Source organism: Mucilaginibacter sp. P5_A4 (assembly GCF_056400605.1).
The window spans coordinates 38,353-60,028 of the sequence record NZ_JBFUKX010000041.1 but is presented as its reverse complement, the minus strand read 5'-3'; the positions used below and the strand labels follow the sequence as shown (position 1 = coordinate 60,028).

Annotated in this window: 23 protein-coding genes; 17 read left to right on the top strand and 6 right to left on the bottom strand. The window is 41.6% G+C overall.

Annotated elements, in window-relative coordinates:
• The first annotated feature begins 109 nt into the window (after positions 1-109).
• Positions 110-949, top strand: coding sequence for a hypothetical protein (locus AC1DQW_RS20855; protein WP_477455825.1), 840 nt, complete (start codon positions 110-112; stop codon positions 947-949).
• 76 nt (positions 950-1,025) lie between these two features.
• On the opposite strand, the gene AC1DQW_RS20850 is transcribed toward AC1DQW_RS20855, so the two are convergent.
• From AC1DQW_RS20850 to pdeM, 4 genes are all read right to left on the bottom strand, one after another.
• Complete coding sequence (locus AC1DQW_RS20850; protein ID WP_477406391.1) at positions 1,026-1,811, bottom strand: succinate dehydrogenase/fumarate reductase iron-sulfur subunit; 786 nt, start codon at positions 1,809-1,811, stop codon at positions 1,026-1,028.
• A gap of 128 nt (positions 1,812-1,939) precedes the next feature.
• Positions 1,940-3,874, bottom strand: a complete 1,935-nt coding sequence (locus AC1DQW_RS20845) for a fumarate reductase/succinate dehydrogenase flavoprotein subunit (protein WP_477406393.1) — start codon at positions 3,872-3,874, stop codon at positions 1,940-1,942.
• Between the two features lie 108 nt (positions 3,875-3,982).
• A complete protein-coding gene (locus AC1DQW_RS20840; RefSeq protein WP_477455824.1) occupies positions 3,983-4,762 on the bottom strand; it encodes a succinate dehydrogenase cytochrome b subunit in 780 nt (259 codons plus the stop codon).
• 161 nt (positions 4,763-4,923) lie between these two features.
• On the bottom strand, positions 4,924-5,589 hold the full coding sequence (gene pdeM / locus AC1DQW_RS20835; protein ID WP_477455823.1) for a ligase-associated DNA damage response endonuclease PdeM: 666 nt from the start codon (positions 5,587-5,589) through the stop codon (positions 4,924-4,926).
• A gap of 146 nt (positions 5,590-5,735) precedes the next feature.
• Between pdeM and AC1DQW_RS20830 the strand changes: the two genes are divergently transcribed.
• The 13 genes from AC1DQW_RS20830 to AC1DQW_RS20770 all read left to right on the top strand — a co-directional run bounded on the left by AC1DQW_RS20830 (position 5,736) and on the right by AC1DQW_RS20770 (position 16,389).
• Positions 5,736-7,340 carry a sensor histidine kinase gene (locus AC1DQW_RS20830; RefSeq protein WP_477455822.1) on the top strand — a complete coding sequence of 535 codons (1,605 nt, stop codon included), beginning with the start codon at positions 5,736-5,738 and terminating at the stop codon, positions 7,338-7,340.
• Between the two features lies 1 nt (position 7,341).
• Positions 7,342-8,040, top strand: a complete 699-nt coding sequence (locus tag AC1DQW_RS20825; RefSeq protein WP_477455821.1) for a response regulator transcription factor — start codon at positions 7,342-7,344, stop codon at positions 8,038-8,040.
• A 409-nt stretch (positions 8,041-8,449) separates the two neighbouring features.
• Entirely contained in the window at positions 8,450-8,869 is a 420-nt protein-coding gene (locus AC1DQW_RS20820; protein WP_477406399.1) for a cobalamin B12-binding domain-containing protein, read from the top strand.
• A 12-nt stretch (positions 8,870-8,881) separates the two neighbouring features.
• Positions 8,882-9,664, top strand: coding sequence for an enoyl-CoA hydratase-related protein (locus AC1DQW_RS20815; protein WP_477455820.1), 783 nt, complete (start codon positions 8,882-8,884; stop codon positions 9,662-9,664).
• Between the two features lie 468 nt (positions 9,665-10,132).
• Entirely contained in the window at positions 10,133-10,735 is a 603-nt protein-coding gene (locus AC1DQW_RS20810) for a hypothetical protein (protein WP_477413618.1), read from the top strand.
• Between the two features lie 186 nt (positions 10,736-10,921).
• Positions 10,922-12,346, top strand: coding sequence for a sigma-54-dependent transcriptional regulator (locus AC1DQW_RS20805; protein ID WP_477455819.1), 1,425 nt, complete (start codon positions 10,922-10,924; stop codon positions 12,344-12,346).
• Between the two features lie 2 nt (positions 12,347-12,348).
• Positions 12,349-12,564, top strand: a complete 216-nt coding sequence (locus AC1DQW_RS20800) for a hypothetical protein (protein WP_477403071.1) — start codon at positions 12,349-12,351, stop codon at positions 12,562-12,564.
• Between the two features lie 159 nt (positions 12,565-12,723).
• Positions 12,724-13,767, top strand: coding sequence for an AI-2E family transporter (locus AC1DQW_RS20795; RefSeq protein ID WP_477403069.1), 1,044 nt, complete (start codon positions 12,724-12,726; stop codon positions 13,765-13,767).
• 154 nt (positions 13,768-13,921) lie between these two features.
• Entirely contained in the window at positions 13,922-14,188 is a 267-nt protein-coding gene (locus tag AC1DQW_RS20790; protein ID WP_477403067.1) for a YtxH domain-containing protein, read from the top strand.
• 73 nt (positions 14,189-14,261) lie between these two features.
• Entirely contained in the window at positions 14,262-14,612 is a 351-nt protein-coding gene (locus AC1DQW_RS20785) for a phage holin family protein (RefSeq protein WP_477455818.1), read from the top strand.
• A gap of 5 nt (positions 14,613-14,617) precedes the next feature.
• Complete coding sequence (locus AC1DQW_RS20780; RefSeq protein ID WP_477403063.1) at positions 14,618-15,061, top strand: hypothetical protein; 444 nt, start codon at positions 14,618-14,620, stop codon at positions 15,059-15,061.
• Between the two features lie 66 nt (positions 15,062-15,127).
• Entirely contained in the window at positions 15,128-15,778 is a 651-nt protein-coding gene (trmB, locus tag AC1DQW_RS20775; protein WP_477455817.1) for a tRNA (guanosine(46)-N7)-methyltransferase TrmB, read from the top strand.
• A 278-nt stretch (positions 15,779-16,056) separates the two neighbouring features.
• Complete coding sequence (locus tag AC1DQW_RS20770; protein WP_477455816.1) at positions 16,057-16,389, top strand: MGMT family protein; 333 nt, start codon at positions 16,057-16,059, stop codon at positions 16,387-16,389.
• On the opposite strand, the gene AC1DQW_RS20765 is transcribed toward AC1DQW_RS20770, so the two are convergent.
• Both AC1DQW_RS20765 and AC1DQW_RS20760 read right to left on the bottom strand, forming a co-directional pair.
• Entirely contained in the window at positions 16,384-16,743 is a 360-nt protein-coding gene (locus AC1DQW_RS20765; RefSeq protein ID WP_477455815.1) for a VOC family protein, read from the bottom strand. The genes AC1DQW_RS20770 and AC1DQW_RS20765 overlap by 6 nt on opposite strands.
• 74 nt (positions 16,744-16,817) lie before the next feature.
• Positions 16,818-17,195 carry a VOC family protein gene (locus AC1DQW_RS20760; RefSeq protein WP_477455814.1) on the bottom strand — a complete coding sequence of 126 codons (378 nt, stop codon included), beginning with the start codon at positions 17,193-17,195 and terminating at the stop codon, positions 16,818-16,820.
• A gap of 168 nt (positions 17,196-17,363) precedes the next feature.
• On the opposite strand from AC1DQW_RS20760, the gene AC1DQW_RS20755 reads away from it, so the two are divergent.
• From AC1DQW_RS20755 to polA, 3 genes are all read left to right on the top strand, one after another.
• Positions 17,364-17,708 carry a carboxymuconolactone decarboxylase family protein gene (locus AC1DQW_RS20755; RefSeq protein WP_477455813.1) on the top strand — a complete coding sequence of 115 codons (345 nt, stop codon included), beginning with the start codon at positions 17,364-17,366 and terminating at the stop codon, positions 17,706-17,708.
• A 21-nt stretch (positions 17,709-17,729) separates the two neighbouring features.
• Positions 17,730-18,293, top strand: coding sequence for a DNA-3-methyladenine glycosylase I (locus AC1DQW_RS20750; protein ID WP_477455812.1), 564 nt, complete (start codon positions 17,730-17,732; stop codon positions 18,291-18,293).
• 188 nt (positions 18,294-18,481) lie between these two features.
• A complete protein-coding gene (gene polA / locus AC1DQW_RS20745; RefSeq protein WP_477455811.1) occupies positions 18,482-21,289 on the top strand; it encodes a DNA polymerase I in 2,808 nt (935 codons plus the stop codon).
• The last annotated feature ends 387 nt before the right edge of the window (positions 21,290-21,676 follow it).

Genomic DNA, 21,676 nt, shown 5'->3' with positions numbered 1-21,676 from the left:
TTAAATTGCAGGTATAGGTCACCTTTTATAGAAAATACCCGCATTAGGGTTTACATGATGCCTGGTTATTATACAACTTAGTTTACAATTGCTCAAATAATGGCCAGATATGGAATTTATACCAAGTATTCTGCTTAATTTGGTAGTAACCATATATTTAAACCAGCCTGTTTCAAGCTTATCGTACTTTAATATGAAAACTATTTTAGGTATAATCTTTTTCCTGGCAAATTATCCTGCGTTGGCACAAACAACTGTGCTTGCCGACGTTGCTGATGATGGTTGTAAAATAAAGGTGGAAAGGATTAAAGTAAAAATTGAAGACAGGCGTAAAAAGTATGAATTTAATGTGCAGGAATACAGGAAAGGGTTATTTTGTAGTGAATGCGGGCGAACCAAAAGCGAAATTGAAGAGAGGGCACATTTAAACTTTAATGAGCATATAAAAGAAGGGGCCGCCCATAACAGGCATACGTTGATTGCCACCCAGGAGATCTATGACCACCTGTATGTTGAATATCTTACCGATTTTAATAATCTTAAAGAAGAATATGATAATGAGTATGCCGATTGTGGTGGTGACCTTTCTTCGGCAAACCTGCAAATAATAACCGACCAACAACTGCAATTTTATACAAAGAAGCTTAACGGCGATGCCAGCTTATATAATGGAGAATTTGGGTTATTACGCATTGATTACTATTTTTATTATGCGTGGACCATAAGGATTAACATTATTAAATGGCAAACTACCCGGATCCATACAATTCAGTTTACAAAAAACAGCTGCGGGGCCGGGGGTACTGATACAGGCAATGCTATCTCACAGGCAGGCAATATGTTAAATGATTATTTAAAAACGTTGGCCGACAAACAGCGCACCTTCTTTCCGGGTGTAGATCCACAGCCTTCCAGGGCATTGCAGAACGTATTTGTAAATACACAGTAATGAAATTAATCATAATACAATAACCAAAAAGGCCCGGAAAACTCCCGGGCCTTTTGATATTTGCAATCAAATTAGCTTAGTGCTTTTCTTCGTGAATTTCTTCTTCCCTAAACAGCTTTGCGCTGAAGAAATCATTATTCATGCGGGCGATGTTGGTTAGCTTAATTTCTTTAGGGCATTCGGCTTCGCATGCACCTGTGTTGGTACAACTGCCAAATCCTTCCTCGTCCATTTGGGCTACCATTGATTGTGCACGGCGATAGCGCTCTGGCTGGCCTTGTGGCAATAAGCCTAACTGGGTGATCTTAGCCCCAACAAAAAGCATGGCCGAAGCATTTTTACAGGCAGCAACACAAGCGCCGCAACCTATGCAGGTAGCAGAGTTAAAGGCCTCGTCGGCAATTACTTTGGGGATAGCTATGGCGTTACCATCTGGTACGCCGCCAGTATTAACTGATACATAACCGCCCGCCTGCTGGATCCTGTCGAACGCGGAACGATCAACCGCCAGATCTTTTATAACCGGGAAAGCAGAGGCGCGCCATGGCTCAATAGTGATGGTTTGGCCGTCATGAAAGGTACGCATGTGCAGCTGGCAGGTTGTAATACCCCTTTTTGGCCCATGCGGGTGACCGTTGATATACAACGAACACATGCCGCAAATACCTTCGCGGCAATCGTGGTCAAAGTTGATCGGCTCGTCGCCTTTATGGGTCAAACTTTCGTTAACAACGTCAAGCATTTCCAGGAATGACATATCAGGCGAAATATTTTCGGCCTTGTAAGTCACAAATTTGCCCGATGTCTGAGCGTTTTTTTGACGCCATACTTTCAGCGTCAGGTTCATATTTCCGTTACTCATCTCTTTAAGATTTTGTATCAAATTTTTAGTATCAAGTAGTTAGTATCAAGTATCAAGTAATTTGTATTGGGTATTTAAGTTTTTCAAGTCTTGCTACTTGATACTATATACTTGCTACTGCACCGCTACTAAGCATAATTTCGTTGTGATAAATGAACTGATTCAAATACCAATTGTTCTTTGTGTAACACTTCGGGCTGGTTTTCACCTTTAAATTCCCAGGCTGCAACAAACGCAAAGTTTTCATCATCACGTTTGGCTTCTCCATCTTCGGTTTGCGATTCAACCCTGAAGTGACCACCGCATGATTCGCGGCGCATCAGTGCATCATCAACCATCAGTTCGCCCAGTTCAATAAAGTCGGCAATCCGGCCTGCTCTTTCCAGCGAAGCGTTTACTTCTTCATTTTCGCCTGTTACAATGGCGTTTTTCCAGAAATCAGCTTTTAGTGCCTGTATCAGGCCTTTGGCTTTTTTCAGCCCTTCTTCTGTACGGGCCATTCCGCAATATTCCCACATGATGTGGCCAAGGTCGCGGTGGTATTCGTTAACAGTTTTGGTTCCTTTTAAAGCCAGTAATTTATTGATATAGGTAATCACATCCTTTTTAGTTGCTTCAAAAGCAGGGTGCGAGGTATCCACTTTTTTAGGACCAATTTTAGCCAGGTAATCGCCAAGGGTATAAGGGATCACAAAATAACCATCAGATAAACCCTGCATCAAAGCAGAAGCACCTAACCGGTTGGCGCCGTGATCAGAGAAATTACATTCGCCCAAGGCATATAAACCCGGTACATTGGTGCTCAGGTTATAATCAACCCAAAGTCCGCCCATGGTATAGTGAACCGCAGGGTAAATTCGCATTGGCTGTTTGTATGGGTTCTCATTTGTAATCTGGATATACATATCAAACAGGTTACCATATTTTGCTTTCACTGTTTCTTCGCCTAAACGCTTGATAGCATCGGCAAAGTCAAGGAATACGGCAAAGCCCGAGCCGCCTACACCTTTACCCTCTTCAACCATTTCCTTTGCGTTACGTGAGGCCACGTCGCGCGGAACAAGGTTACCAAACGCCGGATATTTACGTTCCAGGAAGTAATCGCGGTCGTCCTCTTTAACCTGGTCGGCCCTAAGTGTTCCTTTACGCAACTGCTCGGCAATCTCTACAGTTTTAGGCGCCCAAACGCGACCATCGTTACGTAACGACTCAGACATCAGCGTAAGCTTTGACTGGTGGTCGCCGGTTACCGGGATACATGTTGGGTGAATTTGGGTATAGCAAGGGTTACCAAAGAAAGCACCGCGTTTGTGTGCTCTCCAGGCAGCGGTTACATTTGAACCGATTGCATTTGTTGACAAATAGAACACGTTGCTGTATCCACCGGTACATAACAATACCGCGTGGCCTGCATGTGTTTCAATAGCACCGGTGATCATGTTACGGGTAACAATACCTTTGGCATGGCCATCTATGGTAACAACATCCAGCATTTCGGTACGGGTGTACATTTTTACCTTGCCGGCGTGAATCTGGCGGTTTAATGCCGAGTAAGCGCCTAAAAGTAGTTGTTGCCCGGTTTGGCCGCGTGCATAAAACGTACGTGACACCTGCGAACCACCGAACGAACGGTTATCCAGCAAGCCACCATACTCGCGTGCAAAGGGAACGCCCTGTGCAACACATTGGTCAATTATATTAACAGATACTTCGGCAAGGCGGTACACGTTACCTTCGCGGGCACGGTAATCGCCACCTTTTATAGTATCGTAAAACAAACGGTGCACGCTGTCACCATCGTTCTGGTAGTTTTTTGCTGCGTTGATACCACCCTGTGCTGCAATTGAGTGCGCACGGCGGGGGCTATCCTGGAAACAAAAAGATTTTACGTTATAACCCAGCTCGGCCAATGAAGCCGCGGCTGATGCGCCTGCCAAACCTGTACCTACAATAATAATATCGTATTTACGCTTGTTGGCCGGGTTAACCAGCTTCAGGTCAAATTTATGCTTGCTCCATTTTTCGGCTAATGGGCCTTGAGGAATTTTAGCATCTAAACTCATTTCTTATCTATTTTATATTTAGTGAGTGGTTGATTGGGTGAGTAGTGAGTGGTTAATAACTCACTTGTCCAAACTAAATCAACCTAATCTAACTTAATCAACCTTTATTTAGCGTACAAAAAAATAGTAGTACACCGGCATGGCTGCAAAAAGCAGCGGAATAATCACCGCAAAGAACCATGTGCCTACCGCGTATACTATAGGCGTGTATTTACGGTGTACCCAGCCCAGTGTACGGAAAGCGCTTTGGAAACCATGCAGCAGGTGGAACGATAGTGCGCCCATAGCAATTACATAGAAAAGCACATACCACAAGTGGCTAAAGCTATATACCACACGTGCATGCAGGTTTTTTAACCTAACTATTTCTACATTGTTTTCGGTAGATACAGAGTGGTTAAAGTCTTCAGATGCCGGAGTATAAGCAGACTCGGTTGTTTTACCTGTTGCCAGATCTGTGCGGTACTCCTTAAAAGCAACATCGTTGGTATATTTATACTTGAACCAAAAATCGCCCATGTGAATCACGATGAATAAAAACAGGATTGAACCCAGCAACCCCATGTTTTTTGATGACCAGCTTGCATCAGATTTTGCGGCCACCGCATAACCAACCGGGCGTGCCTTACGGTTTTTAACCGTTAAAATAAGCGCGTATAGCGCATGTACCAGGATTGAAAGGTAAAGCAGGTATGCAATAACCTCGATAGGTGGAAAATGTGTTAAAAAATTGGCATACACATTAAAACCAAAGCCGTTATCGTTGCTAAATAACAACAGGTTGCCCCCAAGGTGTACTATAATAAAAGTACACAAAAACAAGCCTGTTAAAGCCATGATAAGCTTTTTTCCCAGCGATGAGTTAAAGGTTTGTTTAATTTCGCTCATTATGAATTAGATTTATTTTGGCAAAAGTATTTATTAAATGCCAAAAGATATAAATGCATCCGGCTTATTAACCGCGAAAAAGCTATTTAGAATCAATCTAAGAAATTACAATGCAATTACACTCCTTTTATGCGTAAAATGCTTGCTGCAAGGCCGCGTGGTTAGGCAATAACAATTACCTTATCCTTCAAAACAGCAAATATTTTATCTTTTCGCTGGCTGCGAATAGCCACTTTGCCGGTGAATTTGCCAAAGGAGGGTAGTATAGCCTGCCTGCCGCTAAATGCAAAACAGGGCAGGGTGATGCTTTGCCTTCCCTTGCCGCTAAGGTTTACCCCAGGGTGAATATGCCCGCAAAAAACATAACCGGCAGCGTTTTGCAGTGCATCATCGGGCAAGGGGTGGTGCAGCATCAGGAACGGAGCCATCAGCAGTTCATCATGTAGTTCGATGTTCAGTTTTTGGTAGTGGCTGTCGGCAATAATATCGTGATTACCTTTTATTAGGATGATCTGCAGAGCGGGGAACTGGCTGCGCCAAAGAATGAACCAATCCCAGTCATTGTTCATATCACTGTGGAACAGGTCGCCAAGGAACAGTAGCTTTTCGGGTTGATGTTCATAAATCAGGTCGGATATGGTAGCCAGGTCGCTTTGTTCCATATCCCTTGGCACGGCTATGCCTGCTTTACGGAAATGCCCTACCTTGCCAAAATGCACATCGGCAATAATTAAAGCTTTTTGCTGCTGCCAGTAAATGGCTTTTTGGGGTAGCAATAAAAGATCCTGGTTGAGTAAATTAAATGGGGTTGCCGCACTGATCGTCATAACAGGGCCAAAGTTAAAATTTATTTTTTGAGATGGATGAGGTAAGTGTTCATGTTTAACCTATCTTATTTAATGTTAAGCAATGTTAACAGATTGACCTGGTTGGTATTGGTGTATTTACTTTTACCTTCATCAATCAATTTAAAATGAAAAAGAAGCTTAAAGTTGTATTTGTTCTGATCGTATTATCGCTAACCGGAATTATCATTTTTCAATCCTATTGGAGCATTAATGCCTATAGCGTAAATAAGAAAACATTTGATGGTAATATTGATGTTGCCATGCAGGGCGCTTTGGACAGCTGCAAAAAAGATTATTTTGATTCTATCAGGAAAGTAATTGTAAAGCGGCTTTCGGCCCCTGGTACAGTTATTAAAATAGATACTCTTCATGAGGCGGATACCGTACATAAGCAGCTTAGCATCTGGATATCAAACCAGCAAACAAGACTTGGTGAGCCGTTCCATATAACTAATAATGCGTTTGATTTTTACCGGCGAAAAATAAGTCATAAAGCCACATTACCGGAGGTGGTTACAGAAACGGCATTTTATGTGCCTGCTTTAATGAATCAGATCGATATGATATTTAGCATGTCAGATATATCTGCTCATTACGGTGAAATAGCGGCATATTTAAAAGCGCATAGTAACATTCCAAGTGATAGCATATTTGCCCATCACCAAATAGTTAAGAGTGGTGTTTATGAATTGCCAGAAAATTACAGGCAGGCTGATAGTTTAAAGCTTAGCAATTATTTAAAAACAGCATTGCATAAAATGCGTATCTATTCGCCGTTTAACTTAAGTTTTTCTGAAAAACCAACATTACCGCAAAAAACAAATTCGCATTACAGCGAAACCAGTGAGTATTCTTATAACTATCACGGTTTTGTATTGCTAACCCACACAATTTTTAATCATTTATACACCAAAGCCAAATTTCGTAACCCGCAATATGCGGTTATAAAAGGAATGATAATTACTCTTTCGTTATCAGCGCTGCTTATTTTGTTTACCATATTTTGTTTTTACTACATTATTAAAACCCTGAACCAACAAAGAGCGCTGGGCGACTTAAAGGATGATTTTATTAATAACATGACGCACGAATTAAAAACCCCCATCGCCACTATTACTGTTGCTATTGAGGGACTGCAAAAATTCAATGTATTAAATGATCCCGAAAAGACCCGGCGTTACCTGGAAACATCACGTAAAGAATTGAGCAGGTTGAATGAATTGGTGAGCAAGGTGCTTGATGTAGCAGCTTTTGAAAGCAAGGAAATTACATTGGTAAAAGAGAAAATTGGAGTTGATGAAATGATAAATGAGCTCATCACTGCCGAAAAATCAAAAACAGATAAGGCAATAAACATTACCTATAGTAACGGGGACAACATAAGCCAGATAGTGGCAGATAAATTACACTTTAAAAATGTACTGCTGAATGTTTTGGATAATGCTGTAAAGTATAGCCACGAGCCCGTCGACATAAAAATAGACTTGTATAAAAACCATAACATGGCTGCTTTTTCCATTAAGGATAATGGGATAGGGATCCCGTCTGCACACCTTAACCGTATTTTCGAAAAGTTTTACCGTGTGCCTACCGGCAATGTGCATAATGTAAAAGGCACCGGCCTTGGCTTAAACTATGTTAAGTATATTGCAGAAGCTCATGGCGGCGGGGTTTCGGTAAAAAGTGAAGTGAATGCCGGGACTGAGTTTATTGTTTCGATACCTTTATAAGATGAATAAAACACGCATACTATTAGCCGAAGACGAGCTTTCCCTGGCGCATATTGTACGCGAAAGCCTGGAGGAAAACAGCTTTGAGGTAACATTGTGCGCCAATGGCGAGCAAGCCATACAAAAATATAAAAGCAACAAACCTGATATTTTAGTGCTTGATATTATGATGCCTAAAATGGACGGGTTTGAGGTTGCCAGGCAGGTACGCCGGGCCGACAAAATTACCCCGATCATTTTTTTAACCGCGCGTTCGCAACCAAAAGATGTTGTAGCTGGTTTTGAATCGGGCGCCAATGATTATTTAAAAAAGCCTTTTAGTGTTGAGGAATTGATTATAAGGATAAAAGTATTGCTAAGTGATAACCGCCTGCTCAATACTTCCGGGCAGGTAAAGGCGCTAAATGAAAGCTACCAGATTGGCAGTATTACTTTTGTCCCTTTTAAAAATGTGGTTAAGCAAGGCATCAATAATTGGCAGTTAACCAACCGCGAGAGTGATATCCTGAAACTATTATGTAAAAATCGGCATGAAGTAATACCACGCAAAATGCTCCTGGAAAGTATTTGGGGCGATGATAGTTTTTTTAACGCCCGCAGCCTGGACGTATTTATCAGCAGGCTGCGGGGGCATTTAAAAGCCGATCCCAACGTGCAGATCATTACCGTACGCGGATTTGGCTATAAATTGGTTTGGTGATTTTTAGTTATTAGCCATTAGGCTTTTCAGATTCAAAATTCATTAAGTGTTCGGAGGTACTCGCGCAAAGACGCTAAGGCGCAAAGGATCAACTCGTATTCCCTTAGATTCTCTCGCAGAGAAACCTGAGGTGGATGCCTGTTGCATTGTACACATTACTTAGTATACGCTCTCAAGGTCCTTTTTTAAAGAAAGCCCGCTGATGTATTAAAATTGGTTTGGTGAGTGTTGCAAAATAAGACGGCTTTTTGATTGCTGTAGCTATTGCCTCCTTACCATAGGATTAAGTTATACATAATTCCATAATATATTAAATAAAGCTTTCTTTGCGTCTTAGCGCCTTTGCGTGAGTCAAATAACACAACATCATAATTTTCTTATTACTTTTACCACAACCAATCCGGTTTACATGAGTAATACCTTTAACCGACCCATCCGCGTTTTAGTTGCCAAAGTAGGGCTTGACGGGCACGACCGCGGGGCACGCATTATTGCTACCTCGCTGCGCGATGCCGGCATGGAGGTAATTTATACCGGTTTGCGCCAAACACCCGAAATGGTGGTAAATACCGCCCTGCAGGAGGATGTGGATGCTATTGGTATCTCCATATTATCCGGGGCGCACATGACCGTTTTCCCCAGGATACTCAAATTAATAAAGGAGAAGGAGATGGATGATGTGCTGGTTACCGGCGGGGGTATTATCCCCAATGATGATATGATAGCGCTGAAAGAACAGGGTGTAGGCGAACTTTTTCCACCCGGAACCAGCACCCAGGACATTGTTAAATATATAACAGGCTGGGTACATGAGCACCGTAACTTTTAAATAACAGTTGCAATGAAATTTCAAAATTTATTGATCACCAACCAGGATCGCATACAATATATCACTATCAACCGCGAAAATAAACTCAACGCGCTTAATAAGGAAACCCTTGCCGAACTGCATACCGCTTTTTTTGATGCATTTAATAATTCGGCCATAGGCGGTATTATTATAACCGGGGCAGGAGCGAAGGCTTTTGTTGCCGGGGCCGATATCAGCGAATTTGCCGATCTGGATGCCGATGCCGGAACCTCACTTGCCCGCAATTACCAAACTAAAGTTTTTGACCAGATTGCTAATGGCAGCAAACCTGTACTTGCGGCTATAAATGGCTTTGCTTTAGGCGGGGGCCTTGAACTGGCCATGGCCTGCCATATCCGTATAGCTGCCGAAACTGCTAAAATGGGCCTGCCCGAAGTAACATTGGGATTAATACCCGGCTATGGTGGTACCCAGCGCCTGGCCCAACTGGTGGGCAAAGGCAAGGCGCTTGAAATGATACTTACAGCCGATATGATTACCGCCGCCGAGGCGCTCCATTATGGACTGGTTACACATGTAGTTGACCAGGGATCCCTGCTGGAAAAAGCCGGGGAGCTAATGCATAAAATACTGCTTCGGGCTCCTTTAGCCCTTGCTGCCGCTATCCGGTCGGTAAATGCAGGATTAAATGATGGCGTAAATGGTTTTCAAACCGAAATAGAAGAGTTTGGCAAATGCTTCGGCACCGAAGATTTTAAAGAAGGTGTAGCTGCTTTTTTAGGAAAACGCAAGGCGGAGTTTAAGGGAAAGTAAAAACCCCCTCTGATTCTATCTATTACGTATTTGCTAAAGAAACTCTTTTGTCATCCTGAAAGAAGTGAAGGATCTACTCTCCGCCATGCTTCTTCGTCCTGTACAGTCTGCGAATAGATCCTTCACTTCGTTCAGGATGACAAATCTACGTGAGCCCACAAAGAAAGATTGCGTAACTTTTTTTCTTCAAATTTCAGTCTCCATTGAGAATAATACCCATTTCACGCAGAAAAATTAATTTTTCCCCTTCCAAACCCATGTTGATTCTGCGTCAATTCTGACAATAAAAAAGCAATCGCTGCCTTATTTTACAATGAGCTGACCTTGATACCCGGATGGTCAAAAAATAAATTATTGTTAATCAAACGCTTAAATATTCGTGACTTTGGGATGAAAAATCATATATCATCTGGTGCTTTACTTTGCCATGTGTTTAAAACAAATAAAATCAAAAACACAACAATTGTTATGAAAAATACATTCAAAATTTCAGCTTTAATTTTAGCTTTTGCCGGATTGGGATTGGGCGCAAAAGCACAAACAACTACCACCACTACCAGCACTACATCATCAACTACTACCCCGGGTGGTATCCGTTACAGCATTGGTGTTGATGCGGGTATCCCTGTTGGCAATTTTAAAGATAACTACAAATGGAACTTAGGTGGTTCGGTACAGGCAGACATCCCTTTGTACAAAAACCAGTTATTTGCAACTGTTAACGCGGGTTACAACAATATTTTTGGTAAAAAAGATATTGGCGGTATTGCTAATCTTGATGCACCCGATTTTCATTTAATACCTGTAAAAGCCGGTTTAAAATTCTTCCCGGTTGAGAATTTTTATGTACAGGGTGAAGCTGGCGCGGCGTTTTTGCTAAACAAATCTGATGTTGGTGCCAATAAATCAACTGCCTTTGTTTATGCTCCACAAATAGGTGTTCAGTTCCCGGTAAGTGCGGGCAGCTTTATTGATGCAGGTGTACGTTACGAAGCAACTACCAAATATGCAAGCGGTGTTGATGCCAGTAAAGTAAACTTTATAGGTGTACGTGTAGCATACGGGTTTTAATATCGATCCTACTTATACCTATTAAAAAATTGAACAAAGAAGGGAGGCCAGATCAGGCTTCCCTTTTTTGTTTTCGGATATTTTTTTAACCTGTGAAAAACTATAATTAAATAAAACATCCTAAAATTAGCAACATTGTTTGTAACTTAACGGCTTTAATACATTTTACCACCTGTTATAACTAATATGAAGAAAATCCTCATCATTGATGATGAAGTTAATGTAGGCTTGTTGCTATCTAAATTTTTAACACGCAATGGCTTTGAAGTAAGCACCGCCACAAGCGGCACAGGCGGAATGGAGGCACTTAAAGAAGGCGAATACAACCTTGTACTTTGCGATTTTAGGTTGGAGGATACGGATGGACGGGAAATGTTACGTAACATCAAAACACAGTATCCAAAAACCGGTGTTATCATTATTACCGGCTACTCGGATATTAAAATGGCTGTTGAGCTCATTAAAATGGGCGCCTATGATTACATTACCAAGCCCTTGTACCCCGACGAAATATTAAATACCATTAATAAAGCCGTTGAAACACATTATGCCCTGGTTGAAGACACGGAAAATGCTACTTCTGTAGTAGCTGACAAGTCAAAAAGCAGGGAGCATAAAAAGCAGGTTTTTGCAAGTGAATTTGTTGCAGGTACCAGCAAGGCTTCAAAAGAACTTTTGAGGCAGATTGAACTTGTTGCACCAACCAACTACAGCGTGATCATTTTGGGCGAGAGCGGGACGGGTAAAGAGTCGGTAGCCAAAAGTATCCACCTGAACAGTCCGCGCAATAATCAGCCATTTATTGCTATGGATTGTGGTTCGCTAACCAAAGAGCTGGCTGCCAGTGAGTTTTTTGGTCATGAAAAAGGATCATTCACGGGCGCGCTATACACAAAGATAGGGCACTTTGAAATGGCCAACGGCGGTACCTTGTTTTTGGATGAGGTAGGTAACCTATCTTATGAAATTCAGGCCGCCCTGTTGCGTACCGTGCAGGAGCGTAAGGTTAAAAGGATAGGCAGCACCAAAGAGATAGACCTTGATGTGCGCATTATTATAGCTACTAACGAGAGCCTTCAGGATGGTATCCAAAAAGGAAAATTCAGAGAAGACCTGTACCATCGCTTTAATGAGTTTACCATTTATATGCCGCCTTTGCGCGATCGTGGTAACGATATTATGCTGCTGGCCGATCATTTTTTAAGAATAGCCAACAACGAACTGGGGCGCAATGTAGATACGTTTTCGCCCGAGGTGGTTGATTGCTTTATGAATTATCGCTGGCCGGGAAACATTCGCGAGCTAAAAAACGTGATCAGGAGGGCCGCATTACTTGCTGAGGATAATGAGATAACCATGAAAGCATTACCGCTGGAGATCTCGAACTTTAAAACACCATCGTTTGATAGCTTTCACAATTCATCAGTAAACGATGCTCCGGAAGTAAGGGAAAATCGCCATGATCTGAAAAACGCAGCGCTTGAGGCCGAGTATGAAACTATTATCAGGGTTTTAAGGGAAGTAAACTTTAACAAGACCAGGGCTGCCGAAATATTGAAAATAGACAGGAAAACATTGTATAATAAAATGAAGGCCATCAATCTTAAATAACGATGGGGTTACTGCAACAACATAGGGAAGGAGAGGATGAAAATATGCGCAAGCTGAAGCACGATATAAAAAATCAGCTTTCAAACATTCACCTTGCACTTGAGCAGCTAAAATATGAACTGCCCGATATTACTGATGATTGCCTGTTTTATATTGATACTATTACAACAAGTGCAACCAAAATAAATAACCTGTTAAACAATACGGATAAACCTTAAATACAGCGTATATTCTTTCAAAAACGCTAAAACTTTTTGGCGTTTTTTTGTTTATAAATGAAGAGAATCAATAGATAAAGATCAGCAGGGAACTTTTTGATCGTTAGTCTTATCCTGGCTCTTTTTTCCTGACTTTCTGAAAAAAACTCCAAGCCTTTAATGTCAATTTTTAACTATAAGCAGCGCAATAATATCATCCTGGCAAGCATCATTTTACTGGGATGTTTTTTGCTTTATGCGCTTAGCGGTTTGTTCAGCAGCATACTTGGGGCAATAGTGTTGTACACTATTTTCAGGCCGCTGTATATTAACCTGGCCGAGAAACGGGGCTGGCCAAAAGCGCCGGTTGCACTGCTCATTATTTTTACCTCCCTTATTATTATTGTTATTCCTTTTCTTACACTGAGTATTATGGTTGTAGGGAAAATATCAAGCATAAATCTTAAAGAGCTTCCCATTGAGCAATGGACTTCAAAAATTGATGCTTTTACAGGTGCAAACCTTAATCAGCCACACTTTGCCGAAGATACACTTCAAAAACTGGGCACTATTGCCACAGGTTTATTTCCATCCATATTAAGCAGCGCGGCCAGCATTATCATAACATTGCTGGTTTTGTACTTTATTTTGTATTTTATGCTTACGCAGATGAGGGAATTTGAAGCCGGATTACTTAAGTATGCGCCATTCAGGGAGCAGCATGCATTAAAATTTGCAGCCGCCCTACGCGATTCTACCTATTCGAACGTTTTAGGACAAGGAATAATAGCCATAACACAGGGAGTGCTGCTGGCCAACGGCTTTTTGATATTTGGCATACCCGATCCTGTATTCTGGGGGGTTATTGCTATATTTATTTCGTTTTTACCGGTTGTGGGCGCACCAACATTGTGTATACCGGCAAGCATAGTGCTGTTTGCGCAGGGACATAACTTGCAGGGCGTTTTGCTGCTGGCTTATGGCTTGTTGTTTATTGGTAATGTAGATAATTTTTTAAGGATGATCATCAATAAACGTATAGCCAATACGCACCCAATAATATCCATCATCGGGGTATTTATCGGGATACCTCTTTTTGGGATTTTGGGCCTGGTTTTTGGGCCGGTATTATTATCGTACTTTTTACTGCTGATGGAGATTTACGAAACCAACCGTTTGGCTGCCGACCGCCTGGAGCGGATACGTACTGTGCCGGAAAACTGACACGTATATTGGATACTTTTGTACACACAGCATCAAAAACGCAACAAACAAAAAACAATTTATACATTAATTGCATTCAAATAATACAATTAATGATATTTGGCAAGGTATTAGTATTAATCAATCAAATGTTCAATTTTTAAATTATATTACAATGAACGATAACACAAAAGTAGTTGTTGCTTTACTTGCAGGCCTGGCAGCAGGGGCAGCTTTAGGTATTTTATTTGCTCCGGATAAGGGAGATGAAACACGCGATAAGCTTACAGAATCATTAAAAAACCTGGGCGAATCTATCAAAGAAACCGCCGCGGCCGAAATTGATAACCTGGTTGGCTTAAAAGACAAGGTGGTTGGAAACATTAAATCAAAGATTAGGGGCGCTGAAGAAGAATACCAGGACGATTTGGAACACGCATAATTTTAAATTACCCGGATAATTCATCCTATATGAGTTATCCGGGATTATAAAATTATAATACAAACAAACACCTATGGAAGCCAAAAAAGAAACACCACCGCCATTACCACCTATTATTGATCAGTTAAAAGAATACGCCGAAACGCGTTTTAAGCTTTTAAAATATGAGGCTATTGAAGGTGGAACTTCAATTTTAGCAAGTATTATTACCGACGTAGTTGTCACAATAAGTATGTTGCTGGCTTTTATTTTTGCCAGCTTTACGCTTGCTTTTTATTTAGGTGATGTGTTTAACTCATTGTGGGAGGGCTTTGGATGCGTGGCGCTTATTTATTTAGTGATTGCGATTATTATAAAACTCAATAAAAATGCCATTGAGAAGCCTTTGGCTAACATTTTTATCCAGAAAATATTTAAAAGGTAAATACAATGAGCTATCAAATAAAAAGTATAAACGATCTGCAGGACGAGATTTTCAGGTTAAAAACGGTGGAAAGCCAGCAAAGCGTGGCGTTAAAGGCGCGCTTTAGCAGTCCTTCTGCCATATTTTCATCTGTTATGTCAATATTTCCGCGCTCGGTTGATAGCGAGGGTCGTGATCACGGGGTTTTTCACCCGGATATTATAAACCTGGTTTCCCGGTTGGTTATTCCGCTAACGTTAAACAAAACCATTTTTAAAAACTCCAATTTTTTAATTAAAACCCTGGTGGGGCTGGTATCTCAAAAAGCATCAAACTATGTTAACGAGGATTCGGTTTCGGGCATTTGGGGTACGGTAAAGGGGCTTTTTGAAAAATTCACCAAAAAGAAATCAAAGGATGATTACAAGCCCGCACCTTACAAAAAACCAGCAACAGGTGCAGTTGTTTAAGGCTATTTTAAACCCCATTCCGCTCAATTAACAGAAAAGCCTATTTTTGCACTTTATTTTTATAAAGTGGGAAAAGATAAGTTAAAACGATTTGCTGAAATTGATACTTTTAGTAATGTATTGCAATTAGATGCCGGTAAACCTTTTAAGGGCCAATGGAGCGCCGGTTTTTTTAAAAATGACAACCCCGTTGTTTTAGAGCTGGCCTGTGGTAAAGGCGAATACACTGTGAACCTGGCCAACTTGTTTCCCGATAAAAATTTTATTGGTATTGATTATAAAGGTAACCGCATTTGGCGCGGCGCCAAAACGGCTATTGAAGATGGTGTTGCTAATGTTGCCTTCCTTAGGATACAAATAGAAAACCTACTGGATTATTTTGCCGATGGCGAAGTTGATGAGATCTGGATTACCTTCCCCGACCCTCAACCCCAACTGAGCCGCGAAAAAAAACGCCTTACTTCGCCACGCTTTTTGAATAAGTATATTGAAATACTAAAGCCATCGGGCTGTGTTAATCTTAAAACCGATAACGATGGTCTGCATGCTTATACTGTCGAAAAAATCGAAGATTTGAAACTTAAATTGCACGCTAAAACCGAAGATTTGTATCATTCGCCATATGCCGATGAGGTTTTATCCATCAAAACTTATTACGAGAAAATGTATTTGAAAAATAATAAGAACATTAACTATCTTAAATTTTCGTTTGCGTAACAAGACTAAGAAGCTGTTTAAAAATAAAAAAAAAGGCCGTCATTGCGAGGTACGAAGCAATCCCCTACTATGCAGATCGGATTTGCAAAGCTACTCTGTAAGGTGGGGATTGCTTCGTACCTCGCAATGACGCGTGGATATGTGGTTCATTGGAGGTATAAAAACATTGATAAATCAAATTTAAACAGCTTCTAAGAGTAATCGCATTTAAGATTGTTAAATAATTATCAGCAACCAATTGTTCCGCATTTAGGTCTTAAACTTTTAGCTTTGATAACATGGAAGAAATTAACTTTTTTGATAAAGTTTACCAGGTTGCCCGGCTGATACCAAAAGGGAGAGTAACGTCGTATGGCGCCATTGCATCGTACCTGGGCACCAAAGGTTCATCGCGTATGGTAGGTTATGCTATGCAGGCCGCGGGTAAGGTTGATCCGCCGGTACCGGCCCACCGGGTGGTAAACAGGCAGGGATTGCTCACCGCCAAGTTTCATTTTGGTGGAAACAGGATGCAGGAAATGCTGGAAAGCGAAGGCGTAAAAGTAACTGACGACCAGGTGCAGGATTTTAAAACAGTTTTCTGGGATCCGAATATCGAGCTGGCATTATAGCATCTGCAGCAACTCCATCCGGTTTCCAAACGGATCGATAAAAGCAAAGCGTTCGCGGCCTGTTATTTTGGGTTCTTCCACAATTTCAATCCCATGATTTTTGAGGTGCCTGCGGGCAGCAACAACATCTGTTACCTCAAAAGCAGTATGCCTGATTGTGCGTGGCAGCGATGATTCAACACCAATGTGTAATTGAATATCACCTATATTAAACCAGTATCCTTTTGAGGTAAATACGTCTGGCCTTTCTATAACTTCCAATCCAATAATATCAGTATAAAATGCCTTTGCCTCCTCCAGTCTTTCTGGTGGCACACAAACATGTATATGGTCGGCACGTTTAAAATTGATCATAAGTTCCCTTTAAATCTCCCCCGGTAAGGGAGTCTTTTAATTTACTTTTTAAACCCTCCCTTCCGGGGATGGACCTACTCATCCTCCGCAAAAGTGAGCACATAATTGTTATTATCCTTTATTGAAAACTCAGTAGCGCCATAAAAAGTAGTTTCAAGGCCCTTTAATACTGGAACCAAATCCTTTATTCCTTCAAAAAATGTCCTGATGTTTTTAAGCTTGATGTAAAGCAGCATCGATGCGCCATCCTGCCGGCTGATTTCGGGTAGCTCCGCGCCCAGGCTGGCAAAGGTTTGGAACATGAAAGTAACGTTCCCTTTGGCCATCATGGCCCATACCAGGTCGGTGCCGGTTTCGGGCACCGTAACCACCAGGCCGAAACCCAAAAGCTGGTAAAATTTGATGGTTTCGTTAATATCCTTAACAAAAATATTTGGCGACAGGCTTTCCATGGTTTTTTTATTGCGTTGTAAAAATTGAAATTAATAATCTTGCGATAAAAATAAATATTTATAACTTTAAATGCTAAATAAATTAGTAAAATTGTAAAATAAATAGCTAAAAGTAATTTTATAAATTGATGCAGGCTATCACCAGTTCAATAACTCAATAATTTGAAAATGGGAAAACTAATAGAAGAATTTGACGCCTATCGTACTAAAATGAACGACAGGATAATGGAAACTGCCAACACTAACATTAAGCGTTTTTTTGCACTCGATACCACCAGCTATGCCGATGGCGCCCTCGACGTAAAAACCAAAGAAATGCTTGGCCTGGTAGCCAGCATGGTACTGCGTTGCGACGACTGCATAAAATACCACCTTGGCAAATGCCACGAGGCCGGTGTAAAACACGATGAAATGAACGAGATTTTTATGATAGCCAACTTGGTTGGAGGTTCGATCGTGATACCGCATTACCGCAGGGCAGTGGAGTATTGGGATGAATTGAATGAAGCTTAGCAAGTTTTAACAAAAACAATTATGTCAGATTCACCTAAAGAAATAACCCGTTGCAGTTGGCCGGGAACCGACGAACTCTACATCAAATACCACGACGAAGAATGGGGAAAGGAAGTTCACGATGACCATATCCTATTTGAGTTTCTCATACTTGAATCAGCCCAGGCAGGCCTGAGCTGGATCACCATTTTACGCCGTCGCGAAGGATATAGAAGAGCCTTTGCCAATTTTGACGTACACAAGGTAGCTGCTTTTACCAATGAGGATGTGGAACGGCTAATGCAGGATACGGGTATTATACGCAACCGGCTTAAAATTCTGGCGGCCATCAATAATGCTAAACTTTTTATCGGCGTACAAAAAGAATTTGACTCATTTGATAAATACCTGTACAGCTTTATGCCTGGTGGTAAACCTATTATAAACCATCACCACAAAATTCCGGCAAGTACTGCAGAGTCAGATGCCATTAGCAAGGATATGAAAAAACGCGGCTTCAAATTCTTTGGCACCACCATTTGCTACGCCCATATGCAGGCAACAGGCATGGTGAATGATCATATACCGGAGTGTTCTTTTAAATGAACACGAATTGTCACGGATTTAATCGAATTTCGCGAATTTTAATATATGCGAATGGTACGAATTGATTCGAATTTCACGAATTTTAATGGGCATGAATTGTCCCGGATTTAATTCTATTTTTGCATAAAGCTGTTGCAATGAATTCGTGAAATTCGCTTTGATTCGTGCAATTAGTGTTAAATAATATTATGAAAAAACTATTTCTTTTGGATGGCATGGCCCTTATTTACCGGGCGCATTTTGCTTTGAGTAAAAGTCCGCGGTTTACCTCGGGCGGGATGAATACATCGGCAGTAATGGGATTTACCAATACCCTCCTGGATGTTTTGAAAAAAGAAAAACCAACCCATATGGCCGTGGTATTTGATACCGAAGCCCCAACCGAACGTCATACCGATTATGAGCACTACAAGGCCCACCGCGAAGCCATGCCAGAGGATCTTTCCAAAGCATTGCCGTATGTAGTTAAACTTATATTAGGATTCAATATTCCCGTTATTACATCAGATGGTTATGAGGCTGATGACATCATTGGCACCCTTGCCAAAAAAGCCGAGCAAAAGGGTTACCAGGTGTATTGTATGACACCTGATAAAGATTTCGCCCAGCTGGTATCCGATAATATCCGCATTTACAAACCGGCCCGGATGGGTAACGAGATGGAGATATTGGGCGTTAAAGAAGTGCTTGAAAAATGGGAAATTGAACGCGTTGAACAGGTAATAGATATACTTGGTTTATGGGGCGATGCGGTTGATAATATTCCCGGTATCCCCGGCATTGGCGAAAAAACCGCTAAGGCGCTTATAAAACAATATGGTTCTATGGAAGAGATTATTGCCCATAGCCATGAGTTAAAAGGCAAGCAGCGCGAAAACATAGAGCAATTTGCGGATCAGGGTTTGTTGTCTAAAAAATTGGCTACTATCCTTTTGAATGTTCCAGTTGAGCTGGATGAGGCCGGCCTGGAAATCTGCGCACCAAGTAAAGAATTATTGGAACCGCTTTTTGCCGAACTGGAATTCCGCACCCTGGGGAGGCGTGTTTTTGGTGATGATTTTACCATAACCGAATTTAAATCGGCAGGCACGCAAACAGATTTATTTGGTGAGCCGGTTGCAACAGCCCGCACTACCATGACCGTGGATGTGGAGAATATTCACGAAGATTTTATCAGTGCCTCAAAAAACATTGATAACGTACCTCACGAATACCACCTGGCAGATACTTTTGAAGCACGTGCCAGCTTAATAGCCCTGCTGCAAAAGCAGGAATCTTTTTGCTTTGATACCGAAACCACCGGCACAGATGCCAACAATTGCGAGCTGGTAGGCATGTCTTTCTCGGTAAAGGCGGGCGAGGCCTGGTATGTGCCGGTACCGGTTGAACAGGAAGCCGTTAAAAACATTGTTAATGAGTTTAAGCCAGTATTGGAAAATGAAAAAATCGGCAAGATAGGGCAGAACCTGAAGTTTGATATCCTGATATTAAAGTGGTATGGTGTGCAGGTAAAAGGAAAACTGTTTGATACCATGATGGCGCATTACGTTATCGACCCGGATACCCGCCATAACATGGATATCCTTTCAGAAAATTACCTCAACTATAAACCGGTTTCAATCACCGCACTTATTGGTGCCAAAGGTAAAAACCAGGGCAACATGCGCGATGTAGAGATCGAGAAGATAAAAGAATACGCTGCCGAAGATGCGGATATCACCCTGCAACTAAAAGCAGTGTTTGAGCCTAAACTAAAGGAGGTTGAAAGCGAAAAACTGATAAACGAGATAGAGCATCCGCTGATATACGTTTTGGCTGATATTGAGTACGAAGGTGTAAAAATAGACCATGATACCCTGCGCGAGTTCAGTAAAGAGCTGGAAACCGATGTTGCTAAGCTCGAGAAAACGGTGTTTGAAAAAGCAGGCGTAAGGTTCAATATTGCATCGCCAAAGCAATTGGGCGAAGTATTGTTCGAGAAATTGATGCTCGACCCTAAGGCGAAAAAAACCAAAACCGGTCAGTACCAAACCGGTGAGGACGTGCTGCTTTCCCTGGCCGCCAAAAGCGATATCGTAAGGGATATCCTGGACTTTCGCCAGCTGCAAAAGTTGAAATCAACCTATGTTGATGCCTTGCCAACAATGGTAAACCCGAAGACCGGTAGAGTGCACACCTCTTATAACCAGGCTGTAGCAGCAACCGGAAGATTAAGCAGTGTTAACCCCAACCTGCAAAATATTCCTATCCGTACCGAGCGCGGCAGGGAGGTGCGTAAAGCCTTTATCCCAAGAAATGCCGGCCACAGTATTGTATCTGCAGATTATTCACAAATAGAACTGCGCATTATTGCCGAGATCAGCAAAGATCCAAATATGATGCAAGCCTTTGTTGATAACCTGGATATCCATACCGCCACTGCCGCCAATGTTTACGGCATTGCGTTGGATGAAGTAACCAGCGAGCAACGCCGCAATGCCAAAGCCGTTAACTTCGGCATTATTTATGGGCAATCGGCTTTTGGTTTGTCCCAAAACCTCGGTATCCCGCGTAAGGAAGCTGCCGACATTATTGAACAATATTTTACCCAATTCCCGGGTATAAAACAATACATGGGCGATACCATGAACTTTGCCCGCGAAAACGGTTACGTATGTACCCTGATGGGCCGACGCAGATATTTGCGCGATATTAACTCCGCCAACGCGACTGTGCGTGGTTTTGCAGAGCGAAACGCTATAAATGCCCCGATACAGGGTTCGGCTGCAGATATGATCAAGATAGCCATGATCAATATTCACCGCGAGTTTAAAGCTCAAAACCTGGATGCCCGCATGACTATGCAGGTACATGATGAGTTGGTGTTTGATGTACCACATGACGAGATCGAGATAGTAAAACCCATCATTATGCATAACATGAAAACGGCAATTAAAACCACGGTACCTATAATAGTGGAGATTGGTACGGGATTGAATTGGCTGGAGGCACATTAACTTTGATGGATGGTGATTAAATGAGGTTAATTGAGTGTTTGATTAGGCCACTTCATTTGATATCTGTTATTAATAAAATAAAAATTAGTCGTGCCGAATTTATTTCGGCACCCTAAAAGCAAGTGTATACTTTTGCATGTCTTATACTTGGTATGTGGGATGCCGAAATAAATTCGGCATCCCATAAGTATTAACAAATAGGCTTCTTGCAGGCTTTTTGCTCTCCCAAACTCAACTTAGTGTACCCAAACACTTATCTCTTCCTGGTACATTTTTCTCGTTTTTCTGCCAATCTCTCAACATAAGCAGTAAATATTTAATAAGATTTTTACAATTTATTATCTAAATTTCAAAAACTATATTAATTATTATAGGTTTCTCTTTTGG

What these genes read in the sequence shown, in the direction of transcription:
- AC1DQW_RS20855 (WP_477455825.1), top strand. Translation starts at nt 110, where the DNA reads ATGGAATTTATACCAAGTATTCTGCTTAATTTGGTAGTAACCATATAT.
- AC1DQW_RS20850 (WP_477406391.1), bottom strand. Translation starts at nt 1,811, where the DNA reads ATGAGTAACGGAAATATGAACCTGACGCTGAAAGTATGGCGTCAAAAA.
- AC1DQW_RS20845 (WP_477406393.1), bottom strand. Translation starts at nt 3,874, where the DNA reads ATGAGTTTAGATGCTAAAATTCCTCAAGGCCCATTAGCCGAAAAATGG.
- AC1DQW_RS20840 (WP_477455824.1), bottom strand. Translation starts at nt 4,762, where the DNA reads ATGAGCGAAATTAAACAAACCTTTAACTCATCGCTGGGAAAAAAGCTT.
- pdeM (WP_477455823.1), bottom strand. Translation starts at nt 5,589, where the DNA reads ATGACGATCAGTGCGGCAACCCCATTTAATTTACTCAACCAGGATCTT.
- AC1DQW_RS20830 (WP_477455822.1), top strand. Translation starts at nt 5,736, where the DNA reads ATGAAAAAGAAGCTTAAAGTTGTATTTGTTCTGATCGTATTATCGCTA.
- AC1DQW_RS20825 (WP_477455821.1), top strand. Translation starts at nt 7,342, where the DNA reads ATGAATAAAACACGCATACTATTAGCCGAAGACGAGCTTTCCCTGGCG.
- AC1DQW_RS20820 (WP_477406399.1), top strand. Translation starts at nt 8,450, where the DNA reads ATGAGTAATACCTTTAACCGACCCATCCGCGTTTTAGTTGCCAAAGTA.
- AC1DQW_RS20815 (WP_477455820.1), top strand. Translation starts at nt 8,882, where the DNA reads ATGAAATTTCAAAATTTATTGATCACCAACCAGGATCGCATACAATAT.
- AC1DQW_RS20810 (WP_477413618.1), top strand. Translation starts at nt 10,133, where the DNA reads ATGAAAAATACATTCAAAATTTCAGCTTTAATTTTAGCTTTTGCCGGA.
- AC1DQW_RS20805 (WP_477455819.1), top strand. Translation starts at nt 10,922, where the DNA reads ATGAAGAAAATCCTCATCATTGATGATGAAGTTAATGTAGGCTTGTTG.
- AC1DQW_RS20800 (WP_477403071.1), top strand. Translation starts at nt 12,349, where the DNA reads ATGGGGTTACTGCAACAACATAGGGAAGGAGAGGATGAAAATATGCGC.
- AC1DQW_RS20795 (WP_477403069.1), top strand. Translation starts at nt 12,724, where the DNA reads ATGTCAATTTTTAACTATAAGCAGCGCAATAATATCATCCTGGCAAGC.
- AC1DQW_RS20790 (WP_477403067.1), top strand. Translation starts at nt 13,922, where the DNA reads ATGAACGATAACACAAAAGTAGTTGTTGCTTTACTTGCAGGCCTGGCA.
- AC1DQW_RS20785 (WP_477455818.1), top strand. Translation starts at nt 14,262, where the DNA reads ATGGAAGCCAAAAAAGAAACACCACCGCCATTACCACCTATTATTGAT.
- AC1DQW_RS20780 (WP_477403063.1), top strand. Translation starts at nt 14,618, where the DNA reads ATGAGCTATCAAATAAAAAGTATAAACGATCTGCAGGACGAGATTTTC.
- AC1DQW_RS20770 (WP_477455816.1), top strand. Translation starts at nt 16,057, where the DNA reads ATGGAAGAAATTAACTTTTTTGATAAAGTTTACCAGGTTGCCCGGCTG.
- AC1DQW_RS20765 (WP_477455815.1), bottom strand. Translation starts at nt 16,743, where the DNA reads ATGATCAATTTTAAACGTGCCGACCATATACATGTTTGTGTGCCACCA.
- AC1DQW_RS20760 (WP_477455814.1), bottom strand. Translation starts at nt 17,195, where the DNA reads ATGGAAAGCCTGTCGCCAAATATTTTTGTTAAGGATATTAACGAAACC.
- AC1DQW_RS20755 (WP_477455813.1), top strand. Translation starts at nt 17,364, where the DNA reads ATGGGAAAACTAATAGAAGAATTTGACGCCTATCGTACTAAAATGAAC.
- AC1DQW_RS20750 (WP_477455812.1), top strand. Translation starts at nt 17,730, where the DNA reads ATGTCAGATTCACCTAAAGAAATAACCCGTTGCAGTTGGCCGGGAACC.
- polA (WP_477455811.1), top strand. Translation starts at nt 18,482, where the DNA reads ATGAAAAAACTATTTCTTTTGGATGGCATGGCCCTTATTTACCGGGCG.